The sequence below is a fragment of the Pseudomonas sp. B8(2017) genome (genome assembly GCF_002113575.1).
GTDB lineage: Bacteria > Pseudomonadota > Gammaproteobacteria > Pseudomonadales > Pseudomonadaceae > Aquipseudomonas > Aquipseudomonas putida_Z.
Genome location: NZ_NEIO01000009.1, coordinates 126,418 through 145,164, shown reverse-complemented (window position 1 = coordinate 145,164; position 18,747 = coordinate 126,418). Strand labels below are relative to the sequence as shown.

16 protein-coding genes and 1 tRNA gene are annotated in these 18,747 nt (G+C 65.4%); 11 read left to right on the top strand and 6 right to left on the bottom strand.

Going from position 1 to position 18,747, the window contains the following annotated elements; all coding sequences use genetic code 11:
* The first annotated feature begins 451 nt into the window (after positions 1 to 451).
* Entirely contained in the window at positions 452 to 1,606 is a 1,155-nt protein-coding gene (locus tag CAG22_RS15440) for an HPP family protein (protein ID WP_085705724.1), read from the top strand.
* Here CAG22_RS15440 and CAG22_RS15435 read toward each other — a convergent pair.
* Positions 1,580 to 2,446: a LysR family transcriptional regulator gene (locus CAG22_RS15435; protein WP_085592929.1), complete on the bottom strand. Its 867-nt coding sequence runs from the start codon at positions 2,444 to 2,446 to the stop codon at positions 1,580 to 1,582. The genes CAG22_RS15440 and CAG22_RS15435 overlap by 27 nt on opposite strands.
* A 180-nt stretch (positions 2,447 to 2,626) precedes the next feature.
* Between CAG22_RS15435 and CAG22_RS15430 the strand changes: the two genes are divergently transcribed.
* Complete coding sequence (locus CAG22_RS15430) at positions 2,627 to 4,516, top strand: propionyl-CoA synthetase (protein WP_085692140.1); 1,890 nt, start codon at positions 2,627 to 2,629, stop codon at positions 4,514 to 4,516.
* A 127-nt stretch (positions 4,517 to 4,643) separates the two neighbouring features.
* Here CAG22_RS15430 and zapE read toward each other — a convergent pair whose 3' ends face one another.
* Positions 4,644 to 5,714: a cell division protein ZapE gene (zapE, locus tag CAG22_RS15425; RefSeq protein ID WP_085705723.1), complete on the bottom strand. Its 1,071-nt coding sequence runs from the start codon at positions 5,712 to 5,714 to the stop codon at positions 4,644 to 4,646.
* Positions 5,715 to 5,873: 159 nt separating this feature from the next.
* On the opposite strand from zapE, the gene CAG22_RS15420 reads away from it, so the two are divergent.
* The gene (locus CAG22_RS15420; RefSeq protein WP_085592935.1) at positions 5,874 to 6,299 is read left to right on the top strand and encodes a DUF1810 domain-containing protein; all 426 of its coding nucleotides are present in this window, start codon (positions 5,874 to 5,876) and stop codon (positions 6,297 to 6,299) included.
* Position 6,300: 1 nt separating this feature from the next.
* Here the strand turns inward: CAG22_RS15420 and CAG22_RS15415 are convergent, their stop codons facing one another.
* A complete protein-coding gene (locus CAG22_RS15415; RefSeq protein ID WP_025338457.1) occupies positions 6,301 to 6,543 on the bottom strand; it encodes a DUF465 domain-containing protein in 243 nt (80 codons plus the stop codon).
* Positions 6,544 to 6,803: 260 nt separating this feature from the next.
* Here CAG22_RS15415 and CAG22_RS15410 point away from each other — a divergent pair.
* Positions 6,804 to 6,878 (top strand) — tRNA-Gln (locus tag CAG22_RS15410).
* A 91-nt stretch (positions 6,879 to 6,969) separates the two neighbouring features.
* Here the strand turns inward: CAG22_RS15410 and CAG22_RS15405 are convergent.
* Genes CAG22_RS15405 through CAG22_RS15395 form a run of 3 tightly spaced genes read right to left on the bottom strand, consistent with a single transcriptional unit; the run spans position 6,970 to position 12,097 of the window.
* Positions 6,970 to 9,357 (bottom strand): response regulator, encoded by a 2,388-nt coding sequence (locus CAG22_RS15405; RefSeq protein WP_085705722.1) that lies wholly within the window; start codon positions 9,355 to 9,357, stop codon positions 6,970 to 6,972.
* A 13-nt stretch (positions 9,358 to 9,370) separates the two neighbouring features.
* On the bottom strand, positions 9,371 to 9,832 hold the full coding sequence (locus CAG22_RS15400) for a response regulator (protein WP_015269730.1): 462 nt from the start codon (positions 9,830 to 9,832) through the stop codon (positions 9,371 to 9,373).
* A gap of 15 nt (positions 9,833 to 9,847) precedes the next feature.
* Positions 9,848 to 12,097: an ATP-binding protein gene (locus CAG22_RS15395; RefSeq protein WP_085705721.1), complete on the bottom strand. Its 2,250-nt coding sequence runs from the start codon at positions 12,095 to 12,097 to the stop codon at positions 9,848 to 9,850.
* A 263-nt stretch (positions 12,098 to 12,360) separates the two neighbouring features.
* Between CAG22_RS15395 and CAG22_RS15390 the strand changes: the two genes are divergently transcribed.
* The 7 genes from CAG22_RS15390 to CAG22_RS15360 all read left to right on the top strand — a co-directional run bounded on the left by CAG22_RS15390 (position 12,361) and on the right by CAG22_RS15360 (position 18,698).
* Positions 12,361 to 12,888: a spore coat U domain-containing protein gene (locus CAG22_RS15390; RefSeq protein ID WP_085705720.1), complete on the top strand. Its 528-nt coding sequence runs from the start codon at positions 12,361 to 12,363 to the stop codon at positions 12,886 to 12,888.
* Between the two features lie 30 nt (positions 12,889 to 12,918).
* Entirely contained in the window at positions 12,919 to 13,455 is a 537-nt protein-coding gene (locus tag CAG22_RS15385; protein WP_085705719.1) for a spore coat U domain-containing protein, read from the top strand.
* A gap of 18 nt (positions 13,456 to 13,473) precedes the next feature.
* Positions 13,474 to 14,004 carry a spore coat U domain-containing protein gene (locus CAG22_RS15380; RefSeq protein ID WP_085592941.1) on the top strand — a complete coding sequence of 177 codons (531 nt, stop codon included), beginning with the start codon at positions 13,474 to 13,476 and terminating at the stop codon, positions 14,002 to 14,004.
* 3 nt (positions 14,005 to 14,007) lie between these two features.
* Entirely contained in the window at positions 14,008 to 14,511 is a 504-nt protein-coding gene (locus CAG22_RS15375; RefSeq protein ID WP_085705718.1) for a spore coat U domain-containing protein, read from the top strand.
* A 39-nt stretch (positions 14,512 to 14,550) separates the two neighbouring features.
* On the top strand, positions 14,551 to 15,327 hold the full coding sequence (locus CAG22_RS15370; RefSeq protein WP_085705717.1) for a molecular chaperone: 777 nt from the start codon (positions 14,551 to 14,553) through the stop codon (positions 15,325 to 15,327).
* A 108-nt stretch (positions 15,328 to 15,435) separates the two neighbouring features.
* Positions 15,436 to 17,733, top strand: a complete 2,298-nt coding sequence (locus CAG22_RS15365) for a fimbria/pilus outer membrane usher protein (protein WP_085705753.1) — start codon at positions 15,436 to 15,438, stop codon at positions 17,731 to 17,733.
* Positions 17,730 to 18,698: a spore coat U domain-containing protein gene (locus tag CAG22_RS15360; protein ID WP_085617556.1), complete on the top strand. Its 969-nt coding sequence runs from the start codon at positions 17,730 to 17,732 to the stop codon at positions 18,696 to 18,698. Before CAG22_RS15365 ends, CAG22_RS15360 begins: the two co-directional genes overlap by 4 nt.
* The last annotated feature ends 49 nt before the right edge of the window (positions 18,699 to 18,747 follow it).

The window sequence follows — 18,747 nt, the reverse complement described above, 5'->3', positions numbered from 1 at the left end:
GCTGTACCTTTGGGAGCGGCCTTGCGTCGCGAAAGGGCCGCAACGCGGCCCCAGGATTGATGCACAACAGTTGAAATTGCTGGGGCTGCTTTGCAGCCCTTTCGCGACACAAGGCAGCTCCCACAGGGATCGCGCCAACTTTTAGAATTTGAGCAAGACAGTTGCTGCCACGCCGCTCGCATCGACCTCAAGCCATGTGCAGGACCCTGTGGGAGCCGACAAGCATGACCCCATGGGCCATATCACCACTGCAAAAAAATTGCAGTACAGCCGCATTTTTTTGAATTAGCCCAATCTCACCCCACCCGGCAAAATTCCCCCACGAAACCCTGCGGTTTCCATCTCTCCACGGACGGAGCCCCTTGTGCTATTGCAACCGCAATACGAGGCCCAGGCCACCTCGGCTGGGCTTTCTTTTTAACCAGAAAAACTACAGATTCCGATTACCTACATGTCTGCCTCGCGTTCCGAAAGTCGTCTGCAGCGGCTGTTGCCAGCGCCCCTGAATATTCCCCCCAAAGAATGGTTGCGTGCCGGTATCGGCGCGTTGCTCGGCCTGTTCCTCGCCGGCTGGCTGACCAGCATGGCCTATGGCCCCAGCATCGCCTTGCACCTGCTCGGCCCGCTGGCGGCTTCGGCCGTGCTGGTGTTCGCCGTGCACTCGGGCCCGTTGGCCCAGCCCTGGCCGGTGCTGGGCAGCTACGCCCTGGCCGGCGCGGTCGGCCTGGCCATGCGCCAGGGCTTCGGCTCGGAGCTGTGGGTGGCCGCTGCCGCCCTGGGTATCTCGATCCTGGTGATGTGCCTGCTGCGCTGCCTGCACCCGCCAGGTGGCGGGGTGGCGGTGAGCGCGGTGCTGGCCGACCCGGGGCTGACCGCCATGGGCGACCACCTGCTGGAGCCGGTGCTGCTCAACGCGTTGATCCTGGTAGCGGTGGCGATCCTCTACAACCGCCTCACCGGCGTGCGCTACCCGAAAGGCACGGTGCCGCGCAAGGACCTGCACCACACCCATGATCCGCTGCCCAGCGAGCGGGTCGGCATCCGTGGAGAAGACCTGGACCAGGCCCTGGAAGAACTGGGCGAGTTCGTCGACGTCACCCGTGACGAACTGGAACGCATCATCCTGGCCACCGAGCAACACGCCCTGCAGCGCAGCCTCGGCGGTATCACCGCGGCCTCGGTGATGTCCCGCGACGTGCAGTTCGCCACGCCCGACACCACTCTGGAGCAGGCCTGGAAAATGCTGGCCAGCCACCATCTGAAAACCCTGCCGGTGCTGCAACAGGGCAAACTGGTGGGAATCGTCAGCCTCAGCGACCTGGTCGGCCCGGCCATGCAGCGTGGTCGCTTCAGTTGGCGCGGGTTGTTCGGCCGCAAGGCGGTGCGCATGGAGCAGGTGATGAGCCGCCGGGTAATCAGCGTCAGCAGCCAGCACCCGCTGGAGCGCTTGCTGCCATTGCTGTGCGAACAGGGCCTGCATTGCCTGCCGGTGCTCGATGCCGACCAGTTGGTGGGGGTGATCACCCAGACCGACCTGATCGCCGGCCTCAAGCGCCAGCTGCTCAGCAAGGCCGAGGCTTCAGATAACCGGGTCCCAGCGTTGTGACCAGTCGCTGGCGCCGGCGGCCACCAGCCGGCGCAGGATGGCGAAGGCCTGTTGCAGGGCTTCGCTGTCGCGCTTGCGCGGGTACACCAGGAAGGTCGGGTAGGTGAATTCCGGCGCCTGCGGTACCCGCTCGAACACGCCGCTGTCCAGATAGGCCTGCACCACCCGCGTGCGGAAGTAGCCACTGCCGCCCTGGTCGAGTATGAACTGCAAGGCCAGCGGGCCCAGGTTGAAGCTCAGCGCCGGGCGCGCGCAGTCGGGCAGGGCGGCATCGTGCTGGCGACGGAAGGCTTCGCCCCAGTCGATATAGATGTACGGGTCCGGTTGGGCGACCCGGCGCACACGGATCAGCTTTTCCTCCATCAACTGCTCCACCTGCAGGCCCGGGCCGTAGGTCGGCTGGTAGACCAGTGCGGCATCCAGCAGGCCCATCTCGACCTTGCGCAGCAGCGATTCGCCGTCGCTCACCTCGCTGCGGATGGCATGGCTGGGCAGCTCGCGGTGCAGGGCACTGACCCAGTCGAGCAGCATCGGGTTGCCCAGGCTCACCTCAGCGCCCACGTGCAGCACTTGCTGGCAGCCTTCGGGCAGCGGCAGGTCGCGGCGCGCCGCTTCCCAGGTTTGCACCATCTGGTTGGCATAACTGACGAATGCCTCGCCGTCGCTGGTCAGGCTGGCGCCGTTGCGGCTGCGCACGAACAGCTGGCAGCCCAGTTGCTGCTCCAGGCGCTGTACCCGCGCGGTGATCGCCGTCTGTGACACGAACAGGCGTTCGGCGGCGGCGACCAGGCTGCCGCAACGCACGATTTCCAGAAAGGTACGAGCCTGATCGATGTCCATGAGCTGCTCGGTGGCTGAAGGGGTGGCCTATTCTAGAGGCTTTGCACCGTTATGGGGCGTTTTTGCGTTGTCTGCAAATTTGCAGGTCGGTTGTGACTTTAGTCCCATGGCGGTGCGGGTGTAGCGGTCCATACTCAAGTTTCGCCCTTCAATAACAACAAGTACCGGGTTTCTTTCGATATGAGCTACCAGCACAGCTACGCCCATTCCATTTCCGACCCTGCCGCTTTCTGGGCGGAGCAGGCCGCGCACCTGGCCTGGCACCGCAAGCCTGCCCTCACGCTGCAAGACAATGCCGACGGTACCCACCGCTGGTTTGCCGATGGCCGCCTGAACAGCTGCTACCTGGCCCTTGATCACCAGATCGAGCAGGGCCGTGGCGAGCAGCTGGCGCTGATCTACGACTCGCCGGTGACCGGCGTGCAGCAGGCCTACACCTACCACCAACTGCGCGACGAGGTGGCGCGCCTGGCCGGGTTGTTGCGCCAGCTGGGGGTGAACAAGGGCGATGGCGTGATCATCTACATGCCCATGGTGCCGCAGGCGGCCATGGCCATGCTGGCCTGCGCGCGGATTGGCGCAGTGCATTCGGTGGTGTTCGGTGGCTTTGCCGCCAACGAGCTGGCCTTGCGCATCGACGATGCCCGGCCGGCGCTGCTGCTGACGGCCTCCTGCGGGCTGGAGTTCGACCGGGTAATCGAATACAAGCCGCTGGTCGATCGCGCCCTGCAACTGGCCCGCCACCAGCCGCGCAACGTGCTGGTGCTGCAGCGCCCGCAGGCGCGTGCCCAGCTGCAGCCAGGCCGCGACCTGGACTGGCAGGCGGCATTGGCCAACGCCGAGCCGGTGGCACCGGTGGAGCTGGATGCCGGCGACCCGCTCTACATCATGTATACCTCTGGCACCACCGGCAAACCCAAGGGCATCGTGCGGGAAAACGGCGGCAATGCCGTGGCGCTGTGCTACGCCATGCGCCATATCTACGGCATGCAGGCCGGCGATGTGTGGTGGGGCATATCCGACGTGGGCTGGGTGGTTGGCCATTCGCTGATCGTCTATGGGCCGCTGATGAGCGGCTGCACCACGGTGTTCTACGAAGGCAAGCCGATCCGCACCCCGGACGCCTCGGCCTACTGGCGGGTGGTGGAGCAATACAAGGTCAATGCATTGTTCTGCGCGCCCACGGCCATGCGCGCCATCCGCAAGGAAGACCCCGAGGGGGAGCTGATTCGCAAGCACGACCTGAGCTCGCTGCGCCAGCTGTTCCTGGCTGGCGAGAAACTGGATTCCAGCACCCACGAATGGCTGGAACGGGTCAGTGGCAAGCCGGTGCACGACCATTGGTGGCAGACCGAGACCGGCTGGCCGGTCACCGCGCCCTGCGTAGGGCTGGAAGGCAGCGCGGCGAAGCCGGGGTCGAGCAACCGGGCGGTGCCGGGCTATCACGTGCGCGTGCTGGATGACGAGGGCCACCTGCTGGGGCCCAACCACCAGGGCTCGATCGTCATCGCCCTGCCATTGCCGCCCGGGTGCAGCCAGACGCTGTGGGGCGACCACGAGCGTTACCTGCAGGCCTACCTGCGGACCTACCCGGGGTATTACCACACCGGCGATGGTGGCTACCTGGACGATGACGGCTTCGTCTACATCATGGGGCGCACGGATGACGTGATCAACGTATCCGGGCACCGGCTGTCCACCGGCGAGATGGAGGACCTGGTGGCACGCCACCCGGCGGTGGCCGAGTGCGCGGTGATTGGCGTGCATGACGAGATCAAGGGGCAGGTGCCGTTGGCCCTGGTGGTGCTCAAGGACGGCGAGGGCATTGCCGAGGCGCAGTTGCTGGTGGACCTGGTGGGCAGCGTGCGCGAGGAGATTGGCGCGTTGGCGTGCTTCAACCGGGTGCGGTTGGTGAAGCGGCTGCCCAAGACCCGCTCCGGGAAGATTCTGCGGGCGGTGCTGCGCAAGATTGCCGACGGGCAGGACTATGTGCCGCCATCGACCCTGGATGACCCGGCGGTGCTGGGGGAGATCGAGGCGGTGCTGGCGGATTTGCCCAGGGCTGGCTGAGGGTTTGACCTTGCTGGCCTCTTCGCGGGCACGCCCGCTCCTACAGGGATGTCACAGGCCTTGAGAACTGTGCAATACCTGTGGGAGCGGGCGTGCCCGCGAAGAGGCCGGCCCAGGCAATGCAGTTCTAGGGCCCTACCTGATGCAGCTGCCCCAACCGGCTGCGCGTACGCATCAGGTCGGCAAGCGGCCCGCCCAGGCTTTCTTCCAGCGGCCGCTTGCCGATCACCAGCACCTGCCGGTCCTGGTCATACAGCACATCCACCAGGTTGACGAAGCGCTGCTGCGCCGCCAGCGAACATTCAGACAGATCATCCAGCCCATCGATGATCCACTCATCGTACTGCCCGGCCAGCACCAGGTAGTCGATCACTGCCGTGGCCTTTTCGCACAGGTCGTCAAAGCCAAGCACCACCCGCCGGCCATCGACGGCCAGCGCGCGCAGCGGGCGCTTGTTCACTTCCAGCATCACCGGCTGCGGCTCGGGCACCTTCAGCGCCTGGCGCTGCGCTGCATTGCCCGGCCACACATAGTGGCCCCGGGTAAAGCGCTGATGCTCGCGGTTGGCCGGCAGGCTGCGGAAATCGGTATCGCCACCCACTTCCAGCACTTCCATCGCGCTGTTGATCAGGCGGATCACCGGCAGGAAACGTTCGTGGTACAGCGGGTTGGGCAGCAGCCCTTCGGGTGCATAGTTGGACGTCACCAGCAGGAACACGCCGCGGCTGAACAACGCATTGAACAGCCGGGTGAGCAGCATGGCATCGCCAATGTCGTGCACATGGAATTCGTCGAAGCACAGCACCCGGCAATCGCCCACCAGCTCGTCGAGGGTCGCGCCCAATGCATCGTCCAGCGCCCGGTGGCGGTGCATGCCCTGATGCAGGCGGGCGAAGAAGTCATGGAAGTGCAGGCGCAGCTTGGCCTGCACCGGCACCGCCTGGAAAAATCCATCAAGCAGCCAGCTCTTGCCCCGGCCTACCGAACCGTACAGGTACAGGCTGCGCGGCTGGCCTTGTTCGAGCTGCGCCAGTTGTTCGGCCATGCAGTGGATCACCCGGCGTTGGCCGTCGCTGAGCTGGTAACCGCGGCTGTGCGCCTTGTCCTCGAACCAGCCGAGCAGTTCGCTCTGGTTGGCGGCGGCGCCGCGCAGGCGTTGGCCAAGCTGGCGTAGCGGGGTAGGGATCCAGGCAGGCAAAAGCAAAGCTCCTTGGGCGATGGCGGGGCAGCGTGCAGCTTGCCCGAGGGCGGCCATTTTGACCAATACAGAAAGTGCGCGGCAATCATCGCCTGATGAGATAGGTTTGCCATGGCAGGCGTACAGTAGAGGCTGGAGCCGATGCGAGGAGGGGCGAGCATGCACGCCGACTTTGATCTGCAGCGCTTCGTCGAGGCGCAGAACCCTGTGTATGACCAGGTGATGCAGGAGCTGCAGGCCGGGCGCAAGCGCAGCCACTGGATGTGGTACGTGTTCCCGCAGCTCGATGGCCTGGGCCACAGCGCCATGGCCGAACGCTATGCGCTGGCCGGTATCGACGAGGCCCGTGCCTACCTGGCTCATCCGCTGCTTGGCCCACGCCTGGAGGCCTGCGTGACTGCGCTGTTGCAGCACAGCGACAAGAGCGCCCGTGAAATGCTCGGCAGCCCCGACCACCTCAAGCTGCGCTCGTGCCTGACCCTGTTCGCCCGGGCGGCGCCCGACAACCCGTTGTTCCAGCTGGCGCTGGTGCAGTTTTACGGCGGTGATCAGGACGCCCTGACCCTGGCCATGTTGCAGGGTTAGCTCAAGCCTTGTGCTCCAGTTGGCGCTCGATCATGTACTTCACTGCCAGCCGACGTTCTTTCAGGCGGCGCAGGTCTTCATCCTCGAAGTTGCCCGCCGAGATCGACTCGGCGGCCAGCACCTGGTTGTCGATGTCCATGTACTCGTCCAGCAGCCGGTCCAGTGCCTTGTCCTGCTGACGGCGTTGCTGGACGATTTCGCGCGGGTAGTGCAAGTCCTGGTAAAGGTCGTGGGAGACAGGCATGGGGTCCTCCTTGGTCAATGCAGATGGCTCATCTGATTGGAAGGGAGGAAAGCGATTGTGTTGAAGCCAAGCGGGCGGAAAACGACGGATGGTCGCCGCGCCAACCCCGAAAATGACTAACTCGCTGTTTTTTGGTAATTTTTTTTCATCGGGGGGTTCACAGACCGAAAGTTTGTTGTTAAAGTGCCGCGCATTCCAAGACAACAACCCAGTTGTCACTCAGTTGGAATTGTCAGAGCAGCAAACGCTGCATCCGATACAGGGGCGTCGCCAAGCGGTAAGGCAGCAGGTTTTGATCCTGCCATGCGTTGGTTCGAATCCAGCCGCCCCTGCCATTTTCCTGCTTCAAACGTATCTCGGTCCGGTGCTTGGAAAGACAAGCGCTGGGCTTTGTCGTTTCCGCAGGTTTTGTCGCGGGCTGTTCGGTCACCTGGCAGTTCCAAGCATCTCGTTCAGCAAGCGGGCCAGTTCATCGGCCTGTACCGGCTTCTGGATCACCAGGCTGCCCGGCAACTCCAGCCCCTGCAATTCTGCATAACCGGTTAGCAGTACCACCGGCAGGTGCGGGTACCGCTCTCGTGCCGCCAGTGCCAGTTGCGCACCGTTGAACTCGGGCATGGCGAAATCGCTCAGTAGCAGGTCGATCTGCTCATCCAGCAAGGCCAAGGCCTGTTCGCCACTGTGCGCCTGGCGCACCTGGTAGCCGTACTGGCGCAACACATCGCCGAGCATGTCGCGTACCAGATGGTCGTCATCCACCAGCAGCACGGTGCGATTACGGCCGCTTTCGCTTATCGAGTGGCTGAACAGCGACGGCACCGGTTCGTTGACGGCTTCACCCTTGACTGCCGGCAGATACACGGCCACCTGCGTACCACGCCCAGGCGTGGTGTCGATGCGCACGCCACCCCCGGACTGTTTGGCGAAGCCGAATACCTGGGCCAGGCCCAGGCCCGAGCCCTTGCCGATATCCTTGGTGGTGAAGAACGGCTCGAACACCTTGGCCAGCACCTCTTCGCTCATGCCGCAGCCGGTATCGCGGATGCTCATCATCACGTACTCGCCAGGGTCCGGGTCTTCCGGGCGCTGCGGGCGGGCGTCGATCCGGGTGTTGCGGGTCGACAGCGTCAGTTGGCCGCCGTCGGGCATGGCATCGCGGGCATTGATCGCCAGGTTGAGAATGATCATTTCGGTCTGGGTCGGGTCGGTCAGCGCCTGCCACAGGGTTGGTTCCAGGTCCAGGCGCACCGAGACATTGCCGCCCAAGGTGCGGCGCAGCAACTCTTCCAGGCCGGCCAGGGTGCGGTTGAGGTTCAGCGCCACCGGTTCCAGGCGCTGGCGGCGGGAGAAAGCCAGCAACTGCGAGGTCAGCTTGGCGCCGCGCTCGCCGGCTTCGCGGATGTGCGTGAGCCGCGCACGGGCCTTTTCAACGTCGGCTTTGGCCAGGTCGCGCTCGAGGAAGCTGGCACCGGTGAGGATTACCGTCAGCAGGTTGTTGAAGTCGTGAGCCACACCGGCGGTCAGCTGGCCCACCGCTTCAAGCCGCTGCATCTGCTGCAGCGCGGCCTCGATACGTTCGCGTTCGGCGATCTGCTCGCGCAGGCGGGCGTTGGCTTCGGCCAGGCCCAGGGCAGCTTCGCGCTCGCTGGTGATGTCGCGTGCCACCACGTACAGCAGGGTGTCTTCCGGCACCACCACCCACGACAACCAGCGTTGCTGGCCACCGGCATCCAGGATACGCCCGACAAAACGGGCGCTGGTGCGGCCATGGGCGAGGGCGGCCAGTTCGGTGAGCAGCAGCTCCTGGTCGGGCTCGGGCAGCAGGTGCAGCAAGGACGACTGGCTCAGGCGTTCGCGGGACAAGCCCAGGCTGGCTTCCCAGGCGGGGTTCAGCGCGACTGGGGTCAGGTCCTTGTTGAGCACGGCCAGCAAGTCCTGCGACAGCTCCCAGGCACGGTCGCGTTCGCGGGTGCGGCGCTCGACCCTTTCACCCAGCATCTCGTTGAGTTGGTGCAGTGCCTGGTTGGCCAGGCGCTGGGCGTGGATGTCTTGCAGCACCCCGGAAAAACGCACGCACTTTCCGTCGACGAACTGGCTCTGGCCGCTGCTGAGCAGCCAGCGCGGTTCCAGGCCAGCGGGTTGGGCGATGCGGAATTCGACCCGATACAGGCCGCCACTTTCCGGGCACATGGCGTGCTCCACCGCCTCGCGCACCTGCGGCAGGTCGTCGGGGTAGATGCCGGCGTAAAACACCTCGAGGCTCATTTCGGTATCGGCGGGCAGGCCGAACAGGGTCTTGCAGCGGTCATCCCACAACAACAGGCCTTCTTGCGGGCGCATGTCCCAGGTGCCCATGCCGGCAGCGTCGATGGCAATGCGTGCACGTGCCTCGACGTCGGCCAGGGCTTCTTCGGCGCGGCGTCGGCGCTGGCGCTCCTGCACTTCGGTCAGGGCCCGGCGTACGGCCTTGGGCAGCAGCGGCAGGTTCTTCTTGAGTACATAGTCGGTGGCGCCCAGGCGGATCATTTCCACCGCATGTTCTTCGCCATAGATGCCAGACAGGAAGATGAACGGAATGTCCGGTGCCAGGCGCTGGGCGATGGCCAGCACTTCGGTGCCGGACGAGCCCGGCAGCACGCAGTCGCACAGGATCAGGTCGTAGCGGGCCTCGATCAGGGCTTGCTCGACACCGGCATGGTCGAACACCAGTTGCGCCTGCACTTGCAGCCCGCTGCGCTCCAGGCGCATCAGGGTCAGTTCGGCGTCCATCGAGTTGTCTTCGACCATCAGCAGTTTCAGCGGCGTTGGCTGCATCGTCGCGGGCACCTCAGATGCTGCCACGCCGGTTCAGGCGCAGCGAGCCGGGTGGCGGTTCGTTGAGTACCGCCCAGAACACCCCCAGGTCGGAAATGGCGGCGACGAATTCCTTGAACTCCACCGGCTTGACCACGTACGCGTTCACCCCCAGCTCGTAGGCGCGCAGCAGGTCGGGCTCCTCGCGCGAGGACGTCAGCATCACCGTCGGGATGCTGCGCAGTTCGGCGGTGGCGCGTACTTCCTTCAGCACCTCCAGGCCGTCGACCTTTGGCAGTTTCAGGTCCAGCAGCAACACGGCGGGGTTGCCATCGTCACGTTCGGCATAGGCATTGCGCCGAAGCAGGTAGTCGAGTGCCTCGGCACCGTCACGCAGCACGATGACCTCGTTGGCCAACTGGCTGCGCTCCAGCGCCAGGAGCGTCAGCTCCAGGTCCCGTGGGTTGTCTTCGACCAGCAGGATGGGTTTGAGCATGATGGTAGCGGTGCCTCAGGTAGTCGCGGGGTGGCGCGGGAGGGTGAAGTGGAAGGTTGCACCCTGGCCAACCTTGCCATGGGCCCAGACCCGGCCGTCATGGCGTTCGATGATGCGACGCACGCTGGCCAGGCCGATCCCGGTGCCTTCGAAGTCTTCCATGCGGTGCAGGCGCTGGAACACGCCGAACAGTTTGTTGGCGTAGGCCATGTCGAAGCCCACGCCGTTGTCGCGAATGCAGATCTCGGTTTCGCCCGGATGTTGCACGGCGCTGATGCCGATGCGCGCCGGGGTGCGCCCACGTGTGTATTTGATCGCGTTGGCCAGCAGGTTGTGCAAGGCCATGTTGATGAACGCCGGGTCACCGACCACCTTGGGCAGTTGGGCGATGTCCCAGACAATTTCGCGGTTTTGGTAGTCGGGCGCCAGTTCGCTGCGAATGGCCTCGACCAGGGCGTTGAGGTCGACCTCGGACAGGCGCAGGGCAGAGCGGCCCATTTGCGAGAAGTTGAGCAGGTTGTCGACCAGGCTTCCGGCAAAATGCGCGGCTTCCTCGATGTGTTGCAGAAAGCGCCTGCCGCGCTCGCTGAGGCCCTGGCCCTCGATTTCGCCGAGCAGTTCGGAGTAGCCGGCAATATGGCGCAGGGGCGCGCGCAGGTCATGGGACACGCTGTAGGAAAACGCTTCGAGCTCCTTGTTCGAGCGGCGCAGCTCCCCAGCCAGCTGCGCCAGTTCCTCTGCCTTGCGCAGGACAATGCCGAGCACTGCCGTGCGCAGCTCCTGCACGCCTTCGATGACCAGCGGGTGCCAGGGTTCGCAGTAGCCGCGCAGTTTTTCCTGCCAGCTTTCGAAACTGTGCCGCGGGTCGAGGTTGCCCTGCGGCCCGACCTGTTTGTTCGGCTGCCCGGCCCAGTTCACCGTGCGCACCTGCTCGGGGCGGAACCACAGCAGGTAGTGCGAGTGGATCTGCGAAATGGCCACTGCCAGCACACCGCCTGCATGGGCCGCGAGCTCGGGCAGTTCATCGATGTCGCGGCGCAGGTTGTCGCTGTGGAACACGCTCTCTTCGCCACGCTGGGAGAGCCAGTGCACCAGGGCGTTTACCTGCGCGGCCGGAGGGGTCTTGCCGATCAGGTCGCAACGTTCGGCGGATATGACCGCGGCACCTTGGGCGCCGGCGAAGGCCAGCAGTACTTCCGGCAAGTCGCGCAGGCCGTCGCCGACACTGTCATGGTCGGCCATGGACGAGATCATGCGCACGATGTGTTGGCGCAGCTCCAGCAACCGGCGAGTGTTGGCGTGGGACTCGCGCGACTCGATCTGCAGCGACAGCACACTGGCCAGCAGCTCGCAGGCGGTACGGGTGCGCAGGTCCACCGGGCGCGGCTGTTCGTGATGACAGGACACCAGCCCCCAGAGTTGCCCGTCGACCACGATCGACAGCGACATCGATGCCAGGGTACCCATGTTGCGCATGTACTGCAGGTGCACTGGCGACACGCTGCGCAGCGCGGCAAAGCTCAGGTCCAGCGGCTTGCCGGTGCGCGGGTTGGCAGCTGGCAGCAACGGCGAGGCCTGGTAGTTGGCGTCCTCGATCACGCGGATGCGGTTGATTCGGTACAGCTCGCGCGCCTGGCGCGGTATGTCCGAAGCGGGGAAACACAGGCCCAGGTAGCTCGGGTACCCCGGGTCGGCCACCTCGGCCAGCACCTGGCCGTTGCCTTCGGCATCGAAGCGATAGGCCTTGACCCGGCCGAAGCCGGTGATGCGCTTGAGCTGCAGCACGGTTTGCTGCAGCAGTTCCTCGAGGCTGCCGGCCTGGTGCAGGCGGCCTACGAAGCTGCGCACCAGCGGGTAGTAGTCGCCTTGCCCGGCAAGGTCCGCCGGCAGGCGAGGGGGTTCGAATTCGGCGATCAGCACCTGGTCGTGACGATGCACCAGCAGGTGCAGGTTGCCGCGGCAAGGCGCGTCCTGGCGCAGGTACACATCGCTGATGTGGAACGGAAAGACCTCGTCCTGTGGCAGGCGGGCCAGGTGCAGGCGCAGGTCGAAGGCACCGCTGACCAGTTCGGAGAAGTCGCGACCTATCAGTTCACTGGCCGGTATGCCCAGCCAGTGTTCGACATTCTCACTGGCCTGGAGTACCCGCATGTCGGTTTCGTCCAGCACCAGCAGGAAACCGTGGGGCTGGATGCTGCCAGGCAGCTGGATCGGCTCCTGGGCGCAGCGCTCGAGGGCTTGGGTGAGCGTGCTGTCTGCAATCATCTATGAAAACGCTCCTGTCGTGTCCTTCCATGCATGCCGCATGAGTCTAGGCAGGATGAAGGGGATACACCCTAACAGAATATCGGCCCAGATAACGGCCTTTGGCCATTTGAGGAGAATGTCGGCGATGCGTTCTGTGTCGTGCGGCTTTTTTTTCAGGTGGTAGCGCTTTTTGGCTAATACAAAAAAATGGCTCGATGCCAGCAGCGTGATGCCACTCCGCTGCTACGCTCAGGTCAGCAGACATCGACAAGGATAATTAGGTGACGGAGCGCTACCTGGCCGCCCTGTTGGGCCTTATGTTGAGCAGCAGCGCCATGGCGGCGGACTTCCTGGTGGAGGTGCGGGTGCTGGTGCAGCGCGGCTGCATGCTGGTCAACCAGCCCCGCGATGCCGGGGCACAGGCGCTTGGGCGCATCGACCTGGGCGCTGCTGCACGGCTGGATGGCCCTGGGGCGCCGCTCACCGGCGCGCTGTTGAGCCAGCGCCCGCCACGCCTGGAATGCAATCCCCACACCCCCTATCAGGTCCGCGTCGACGGTGGTCAGCATGGCGGCGTCGGCGATTTGCGCTTCCTGGCCAGTGACGATGCCACGGCCCGGCCCATCCCGTATCGCCTTTACCGCGACGCTGCCTGGCGCGAACCGCTGGCGGTGAACGTGGCGCATTCGGCGCGGGTGCCGGACAGCGGTTCGGTCGAGCTGCCGTTGTTTGCTCGGATCGACAAGCTGGCCTGGGTACCGCCTGCAGGCTTGTACGCCGACCTGCTCAAAGTCACCGTCAGCTGGTAGGGATGCCGCCATGCACAAGGACGCGACGCCATGAACCGTACCTCGATCCTGCTGCTTTCCCTGGGCCCGCTGCTGGTGCCCGGTGGTGCCGCGCATGGCACCAGCACCGGTTTCATCCAGGCGCGGCTGGTGATCAACACCGCTTGCCAGATCAGCAGCAACGAGACGCAGCCGGCAACGGTGGGTAACCCCGGCCTGATGGACTTCGGCGAGCGCGGACCGAACTGGGACCAGCCGCTGCGCAGCCGGGTTGATGATGTGAGCGGCGAGGGCAGCCTGCAGATCAGCTGCACGCCCGAGGTGCGGGCGTTCAACGTGCGCATCAACGGCGGCCTGAATGGCAGCGACGGCATACGGCGCCTGAGCAACGGCCGCGAGCTGATCCCCTATCAACTGGCGATCGACCCAGGCGGTAACAGCCGCTACGGCATCGGCCAGGCGCGTGCCTTCACCATCAGCAGTACCCGGCAGATACCGATCCCCATCTACGGTGTGGTAGTGGCGCAACCGCGCGCGCTGCCGGCCGGGCTGTACCGTGACACCCTGAGGGTGACCCTGGACTGGTAACGACACAAGGAGACTTCGATGCGAACGAACCTTCCACGCTGCATCCTTGCCGGCCTGGGGCTGATGCTGGCTTCCCAGGCGCAGGCCGCCACGACCGGAACCATCGACTCGACGCTGACCTTGACCGCGGCGTGCCAGGTCAATGGCAGCTCGGGTACTTCGGGGGTGAACTTCGGCGCCCTGGACTTCGGTACTCGCGATGCCCTGTTCACCAGCGCAGACGCCCAGGTGATCGGCGGCGGAGGAGGGGCGATCAGCATTCTCTGCTCGGCTGGCACGGTACCGGTGATCCGCGTGGGGGCAGGCGTCCACGATGGCCAGTCGACCGGGGGCAGCCGTGCGCTGGCGGATGGCGCCGGCAACTTCGTGCCGTACGACTTCTACACCGATTCCGGCCGCACGCAGGTGTTGGCCATCAACGGCACCATCACCTTGCCGATCAGCAGCGGTACGGCCCAGACCGTCAACCTGTATGGCCAGGCACGCGGCAAGGCCGGCCTGCCGGCGGGGGTGTACACCGACACAGTGTCCGTCGAGCTGTCGTTCTGAACCATGCGCAGCTGGCTGGCGGGCAGCCTGAGCGGCCTCGGCGTGCTGCTGGCCGCGCCTCTGGATGCGGCGACCACCAGCAGCTTCCAGGTGACGGCGCAGATCGTTGCCGGGTGCCTGGTGGTGGGCGGTGTGAGCAGCTTCGGGACGCTCGACTACGGTTCGCAATCGGCGCTGGCCAGCGGAGTCATCGGCACCTCGTTGGGCGGCAGCACGGTGACCTTCCAGTGCACCCCGGGGGTGGCCTTGAGCATGAGCGTGAATGGCGGGCAGAACAGTGCCAGTGGCACACGCAACCTCAAGCGTACGGGCGGCACGCAGGTGCTGGCCTACCAGTTGTACCGGGACGCGGCCTACAGCCAGAGCCTGGGGATCGGCCAGAGCGTGGCCGTGAGCTACACCGACCCGACGGCGATCAAGCTGCCGGTGTACGGGCGGGTCCAGCTGACCGGCACGCAGCCGGCGGGGACCTACACCGATGTGGTGCAAGTGACGGTGACCTGGTGAATGCACCGGCACCAACGACCGGTATTCAAGGAGAGCTTCATGGGGGCAGGCGCGAAGTGGGCGCGTGGATTGATCGGAGCATTGTGGCTGGCGAGCCTGCCGGCCGGGGCGGCCACCTCGGTGCTGATCTGGCCGATCGACCCGGTGCTGGAGGCTGACCAGAAGGCCGGCGCATTGTGGCTGGAAAACCGCGGCACGGCACCGGCCAACCTGCAGGTGCGGGTGTTCGCCTGGCGCCAGGGTGACTACCAGGAACAGTACCAGGCGCAGCGCGAGATCATTGGCAGCCCGCCGGTGGCCAACATCGCCCCCGGGCAGAAGCAACTGATCCGCCTGACCCGCACCGGCCCCTCGCCAGTCGGCCAGGAACAGGCCTACCGCATCATCATCGACGAAATTCCGCCCGCCATCCCCGTCGACAAGGCCGAGCCCGGCACCACCGCGGCGATCCGCCTGCAGATGCGCTATTCGGTACCCCTGTTCGTCTACGGCGAAGGCCTGTGGGGCAAGGCCGATCCCGCTGGCAAGCGCAATGCCGAGGGCGTCGGCAAGCCGCAACTCAGCTGGCGTGCGGTGACCGTGCAGGGCAAGCCGTACGTGGAGCTGCGCAACACCGGCGCGGTGCATGCGCGGCTGACCGATGTGGTGGTGCAGCAGGGCAGCCAGAGCAAGCCACTGGCCGATGGCCTGCTGGGTTATGTGCTGCCGGGGGCCAGCATGCGCTGGCCGGCACCGCTGGCACCGAGTACCGGCAGTGTGCTGAAGGGGAGGGTAAACGGCCAGAGCAGCGCGGACGCCATCCGCCAAAGCCAATGAGCCTGCGCCTGAATGCCGCGCAGGGGCCAGGGAGGACCCGGCAATGGTTGGAAACCGTGTGTGAGGGGGCTGACAGCGAGGACGCACCGCTGGTGCCTGGGGCTGGCCCTGGTCGGCCCTGGCCTGGTGCTGGCCGACGACCTGCCGCCACCACCCACGGAACTGTCCGCGATCGCCGATGCCACGTTGTACCTCGAGCTGCTGGTGAACCAGATGCCCAGGGCTGAACTGGTGCCGGTGCAGCAGCGCGCCGGGCAGTTGTACCTGGACAGCGAGGTGTTGCGGGCGGCCGGCGTCTCGCTGCCAGGCAACCCGCAGGGCGAGGTGGCCCTGGAGGCCATCGCCGGGCTGCACGCCGACTACGACAGCCAGAACCAGCGCCTGCTGCTGCAAGTGCCGCCGGCCTGGCTGCCCGACCAGCAGCTGGGCGACCGCAACCTGTACCCGGCCAGCGATGCGCGCAGCAGTTTCGGCGCCTTGTTCAACTACGACCTGTACCTGAACGACACCGATGACGGCGGCAGCTACCTGGCGGCCTGGAACGAACTGCGTCTGTTCGACAGCTGGGGTACGTTCTCCAGCACCGGGCAATGGCGCCAGTCGTTCAATGGTGCGCCGACCGACGACACGCGCCAGGGCTTCTTGCGTTACGACGCCACCTGGCGCTTTACCGACGAGCAGCGCCTGCTGACCTACGAAGCCGGTGACCTGATAACCGGGGCCTTGCCCTGGACCAGCTCGGTGCGGGTCGGTGGCCTGCAGTTGTCGCGCGATTTCGCTGCGCGCCCCGACCTGGTCACCTATCCGCTGCCGGCGTTCTCCGGTGAAGCGGCGGTACCGACCTCGCTGGACCTGTTCATCAATGGCTACAAGTCCAGCACCAGCGAATTGCAGCCGGGCCCCTACACGTTGACCAACGTGCCGTTCATCAACGGCGCCGGGGAGGCGGTGGTGGTTACCACCGATGCCCTTGGCCGGCAGGTGTCGACCACCTTGCCGTTCTACGTCACCAGCAGCCTGCTGCAGCAGGGCCTGAGCGACTATTCGGTGGCAGCCGGCAGCCTGCGCCGTGACTACGGGGTGCGCGATTTTGCCTACGGCCCAGGGGTTGCTTCGGCCAGCCTGCGCTACGGGGTCAGCGACATCTTCACCCTGGAGACCCATGCCGAAAGCGCCGAATCGCTGATGCTGGGCGGCCTGGGCGGCAACATGCGGCTGGGCAACTTCGGCGTGCTCAACGCGGCCCTGGCGCAGAGCCGGTTCGACGGCGACAAGGGCCACCAGGTCGCCCTCGGTTACCAGTACAACAGCCAGCGAATCGGCTTCAGCTACCAGCGCCTGCAACGCCATGGCGACTATGCCGACCTGACCCGGGTCGACAGCCGGGACATACAGCTGAGCCAGCGCAGCGAACAGGTCACCTTGAGCCTGAACCTGAACGAATACGGCAACATCGGCGCCGGCTATTTCGATGTGCGCGCCGGTGACGGCACACGAACCCGGTTGATCAACCTGAGCTACAGCAGGCCGCTGTGGGGCAACAGCAGCGTGTATCTGTCGGCCAACCGTGAAGTAGGGGACAGCCAGTGGGCGGTGCAGGCGCAACTGGTGATCCCGTTCGACCTGCACGGCACCCTGGCCCTGGGCATGGAGCGCAGCCAGCAAGGCGAAAGCCTGCAGCGGGTCAACTACAGCCGCGCGACGCCGGTGGGTGGTGGTGTCGGTTACAACCTGGGCTACGCCGCCGGTAGCGAGCGCGATGCCTACCGCCAGGCCGATGTCACCTGGCGCCTGCAGTCGGTGCAGTTGCAGGCCGGTGTGTATGGCAGCAGTGGCGAGATGACCCGCTGGGCCGACGCCAGTGGTTCGCTGGTGTGGATGGATGCCGGGCTGTTCGCTGCCAACCGCATCGACGATGCCTTCGTGGTGGTCAGCACCGGTGGTTACGCCGATGTGCCTGTGCGCTATGAAAACCAGGAGGTCGGCCGCACCGATGCCGGTGGCCACCTGCTGGTGCCGTACAGCAGCGGTTACTACCGCGGCAAGTACGAGATCGACCCCATGGACTTGCCGCCGGACATCCTCGCGCCGGAAGTGGAGCAGCGGGTGGCGGTGCGCCGGGGCAGCGGCTACCTGCTGGAGTTCCCGCTCAGGCGCGTGCTGGCGGCCAGTGTCGAACTGGTGGACGCCGACCGGCAGGTGCTCAAGCTGGGCAGCCGTGTCACCCATGCAGAAAGCGGCAGCCAGGCGGTGGTCGGTTGGGATGGCCTGGTGTATCTGGAGAACCTGGCGCCGCATAACCGCCTGCAGGTGGAGCTGGAAGGGGGCGGGCAGTGCCAGGTGGCGTTCGACCTGCCTGAAGCACAAGGTTCGATCCCTTTGATCGGCCCGTTGGTGTGCAAGTGAAGGCCTGCTGGCGTGGTTTGTGGGCATGCGCCTTGTTGTTGTGGGCGGGCTCGGCCTGGGCCAAGTGCACGTCAGTGCTGACTACGCCGGCGGCGTTTGGCTCGCTCAACTCGACCCAGGTACGTGGCGCGGTACAGACAGCTTCCAGTACCAACTCGGGCCTGCAATGCAACGGTTCGGTGATCAGCGTGCTCAGCAGCACCGACTCCTTCAAGATCAAGGTCACCTCTACCACCAGCGGGCTGGTAGGCCCTACCGGGGATGTGATCCCCTACACGCTGTATGCCGACGCCACGACCACATATCCGATTACCCGTGGCACCGCCTTCGAATTCAGGACCACCGGCATCCTCGACTTGCTCGGGTTGCTCAACGGTACACCGAAGAACGTGCCCATCTACATGCGCACGCAGGTAGGCAGCAACGTATCGGCCGGGTTGTATCAGGAAACCCTCACTGTCGAATGGACCTGGGACTATTGCGACGGGATTGGTGTTGGCGGGCTTTGCATAGGGCGAGACCAGGGCACTGGTACCAAGACCCTGCTGGTGAGCATGACGGTGACCAACGACTGCCAGATCACCACACCCAGCATCAATTTCGCCAGCGCGCCGGTGGTGGCGGGGTTCGGCACGGTGAGCCAGAGCCTGAGCGTGTCGTGCACCAAGGGCAGCAACTACACCGTGGGCCTGGATGACGGGCAGAACGTGGCCAATGGGCGGCGGCGGATGAAGTCGGCGGCCAACAACTACCTGGCCTATGACATTTTCAAGGGCGCCGGTGCGGTGCGCTGGGGTTCGACAGGGGCTGCGCGACGGGCCAGTACCGATGCCGATGTGAACCCCGGCACGGGTACCGGCACCGGTAGCCAGGTGTTCAACTACAACGCCAAGGTCTACACCGACCAGGCTACACCCCCGGCTGCGACCTATACCGACAGCGTGCTTCTGGATGTGCAGTTCTGAGCGCAGGGACCTTGTGGCAGCGGCGGTCCGCGTAACCTGTGGGAGCGGC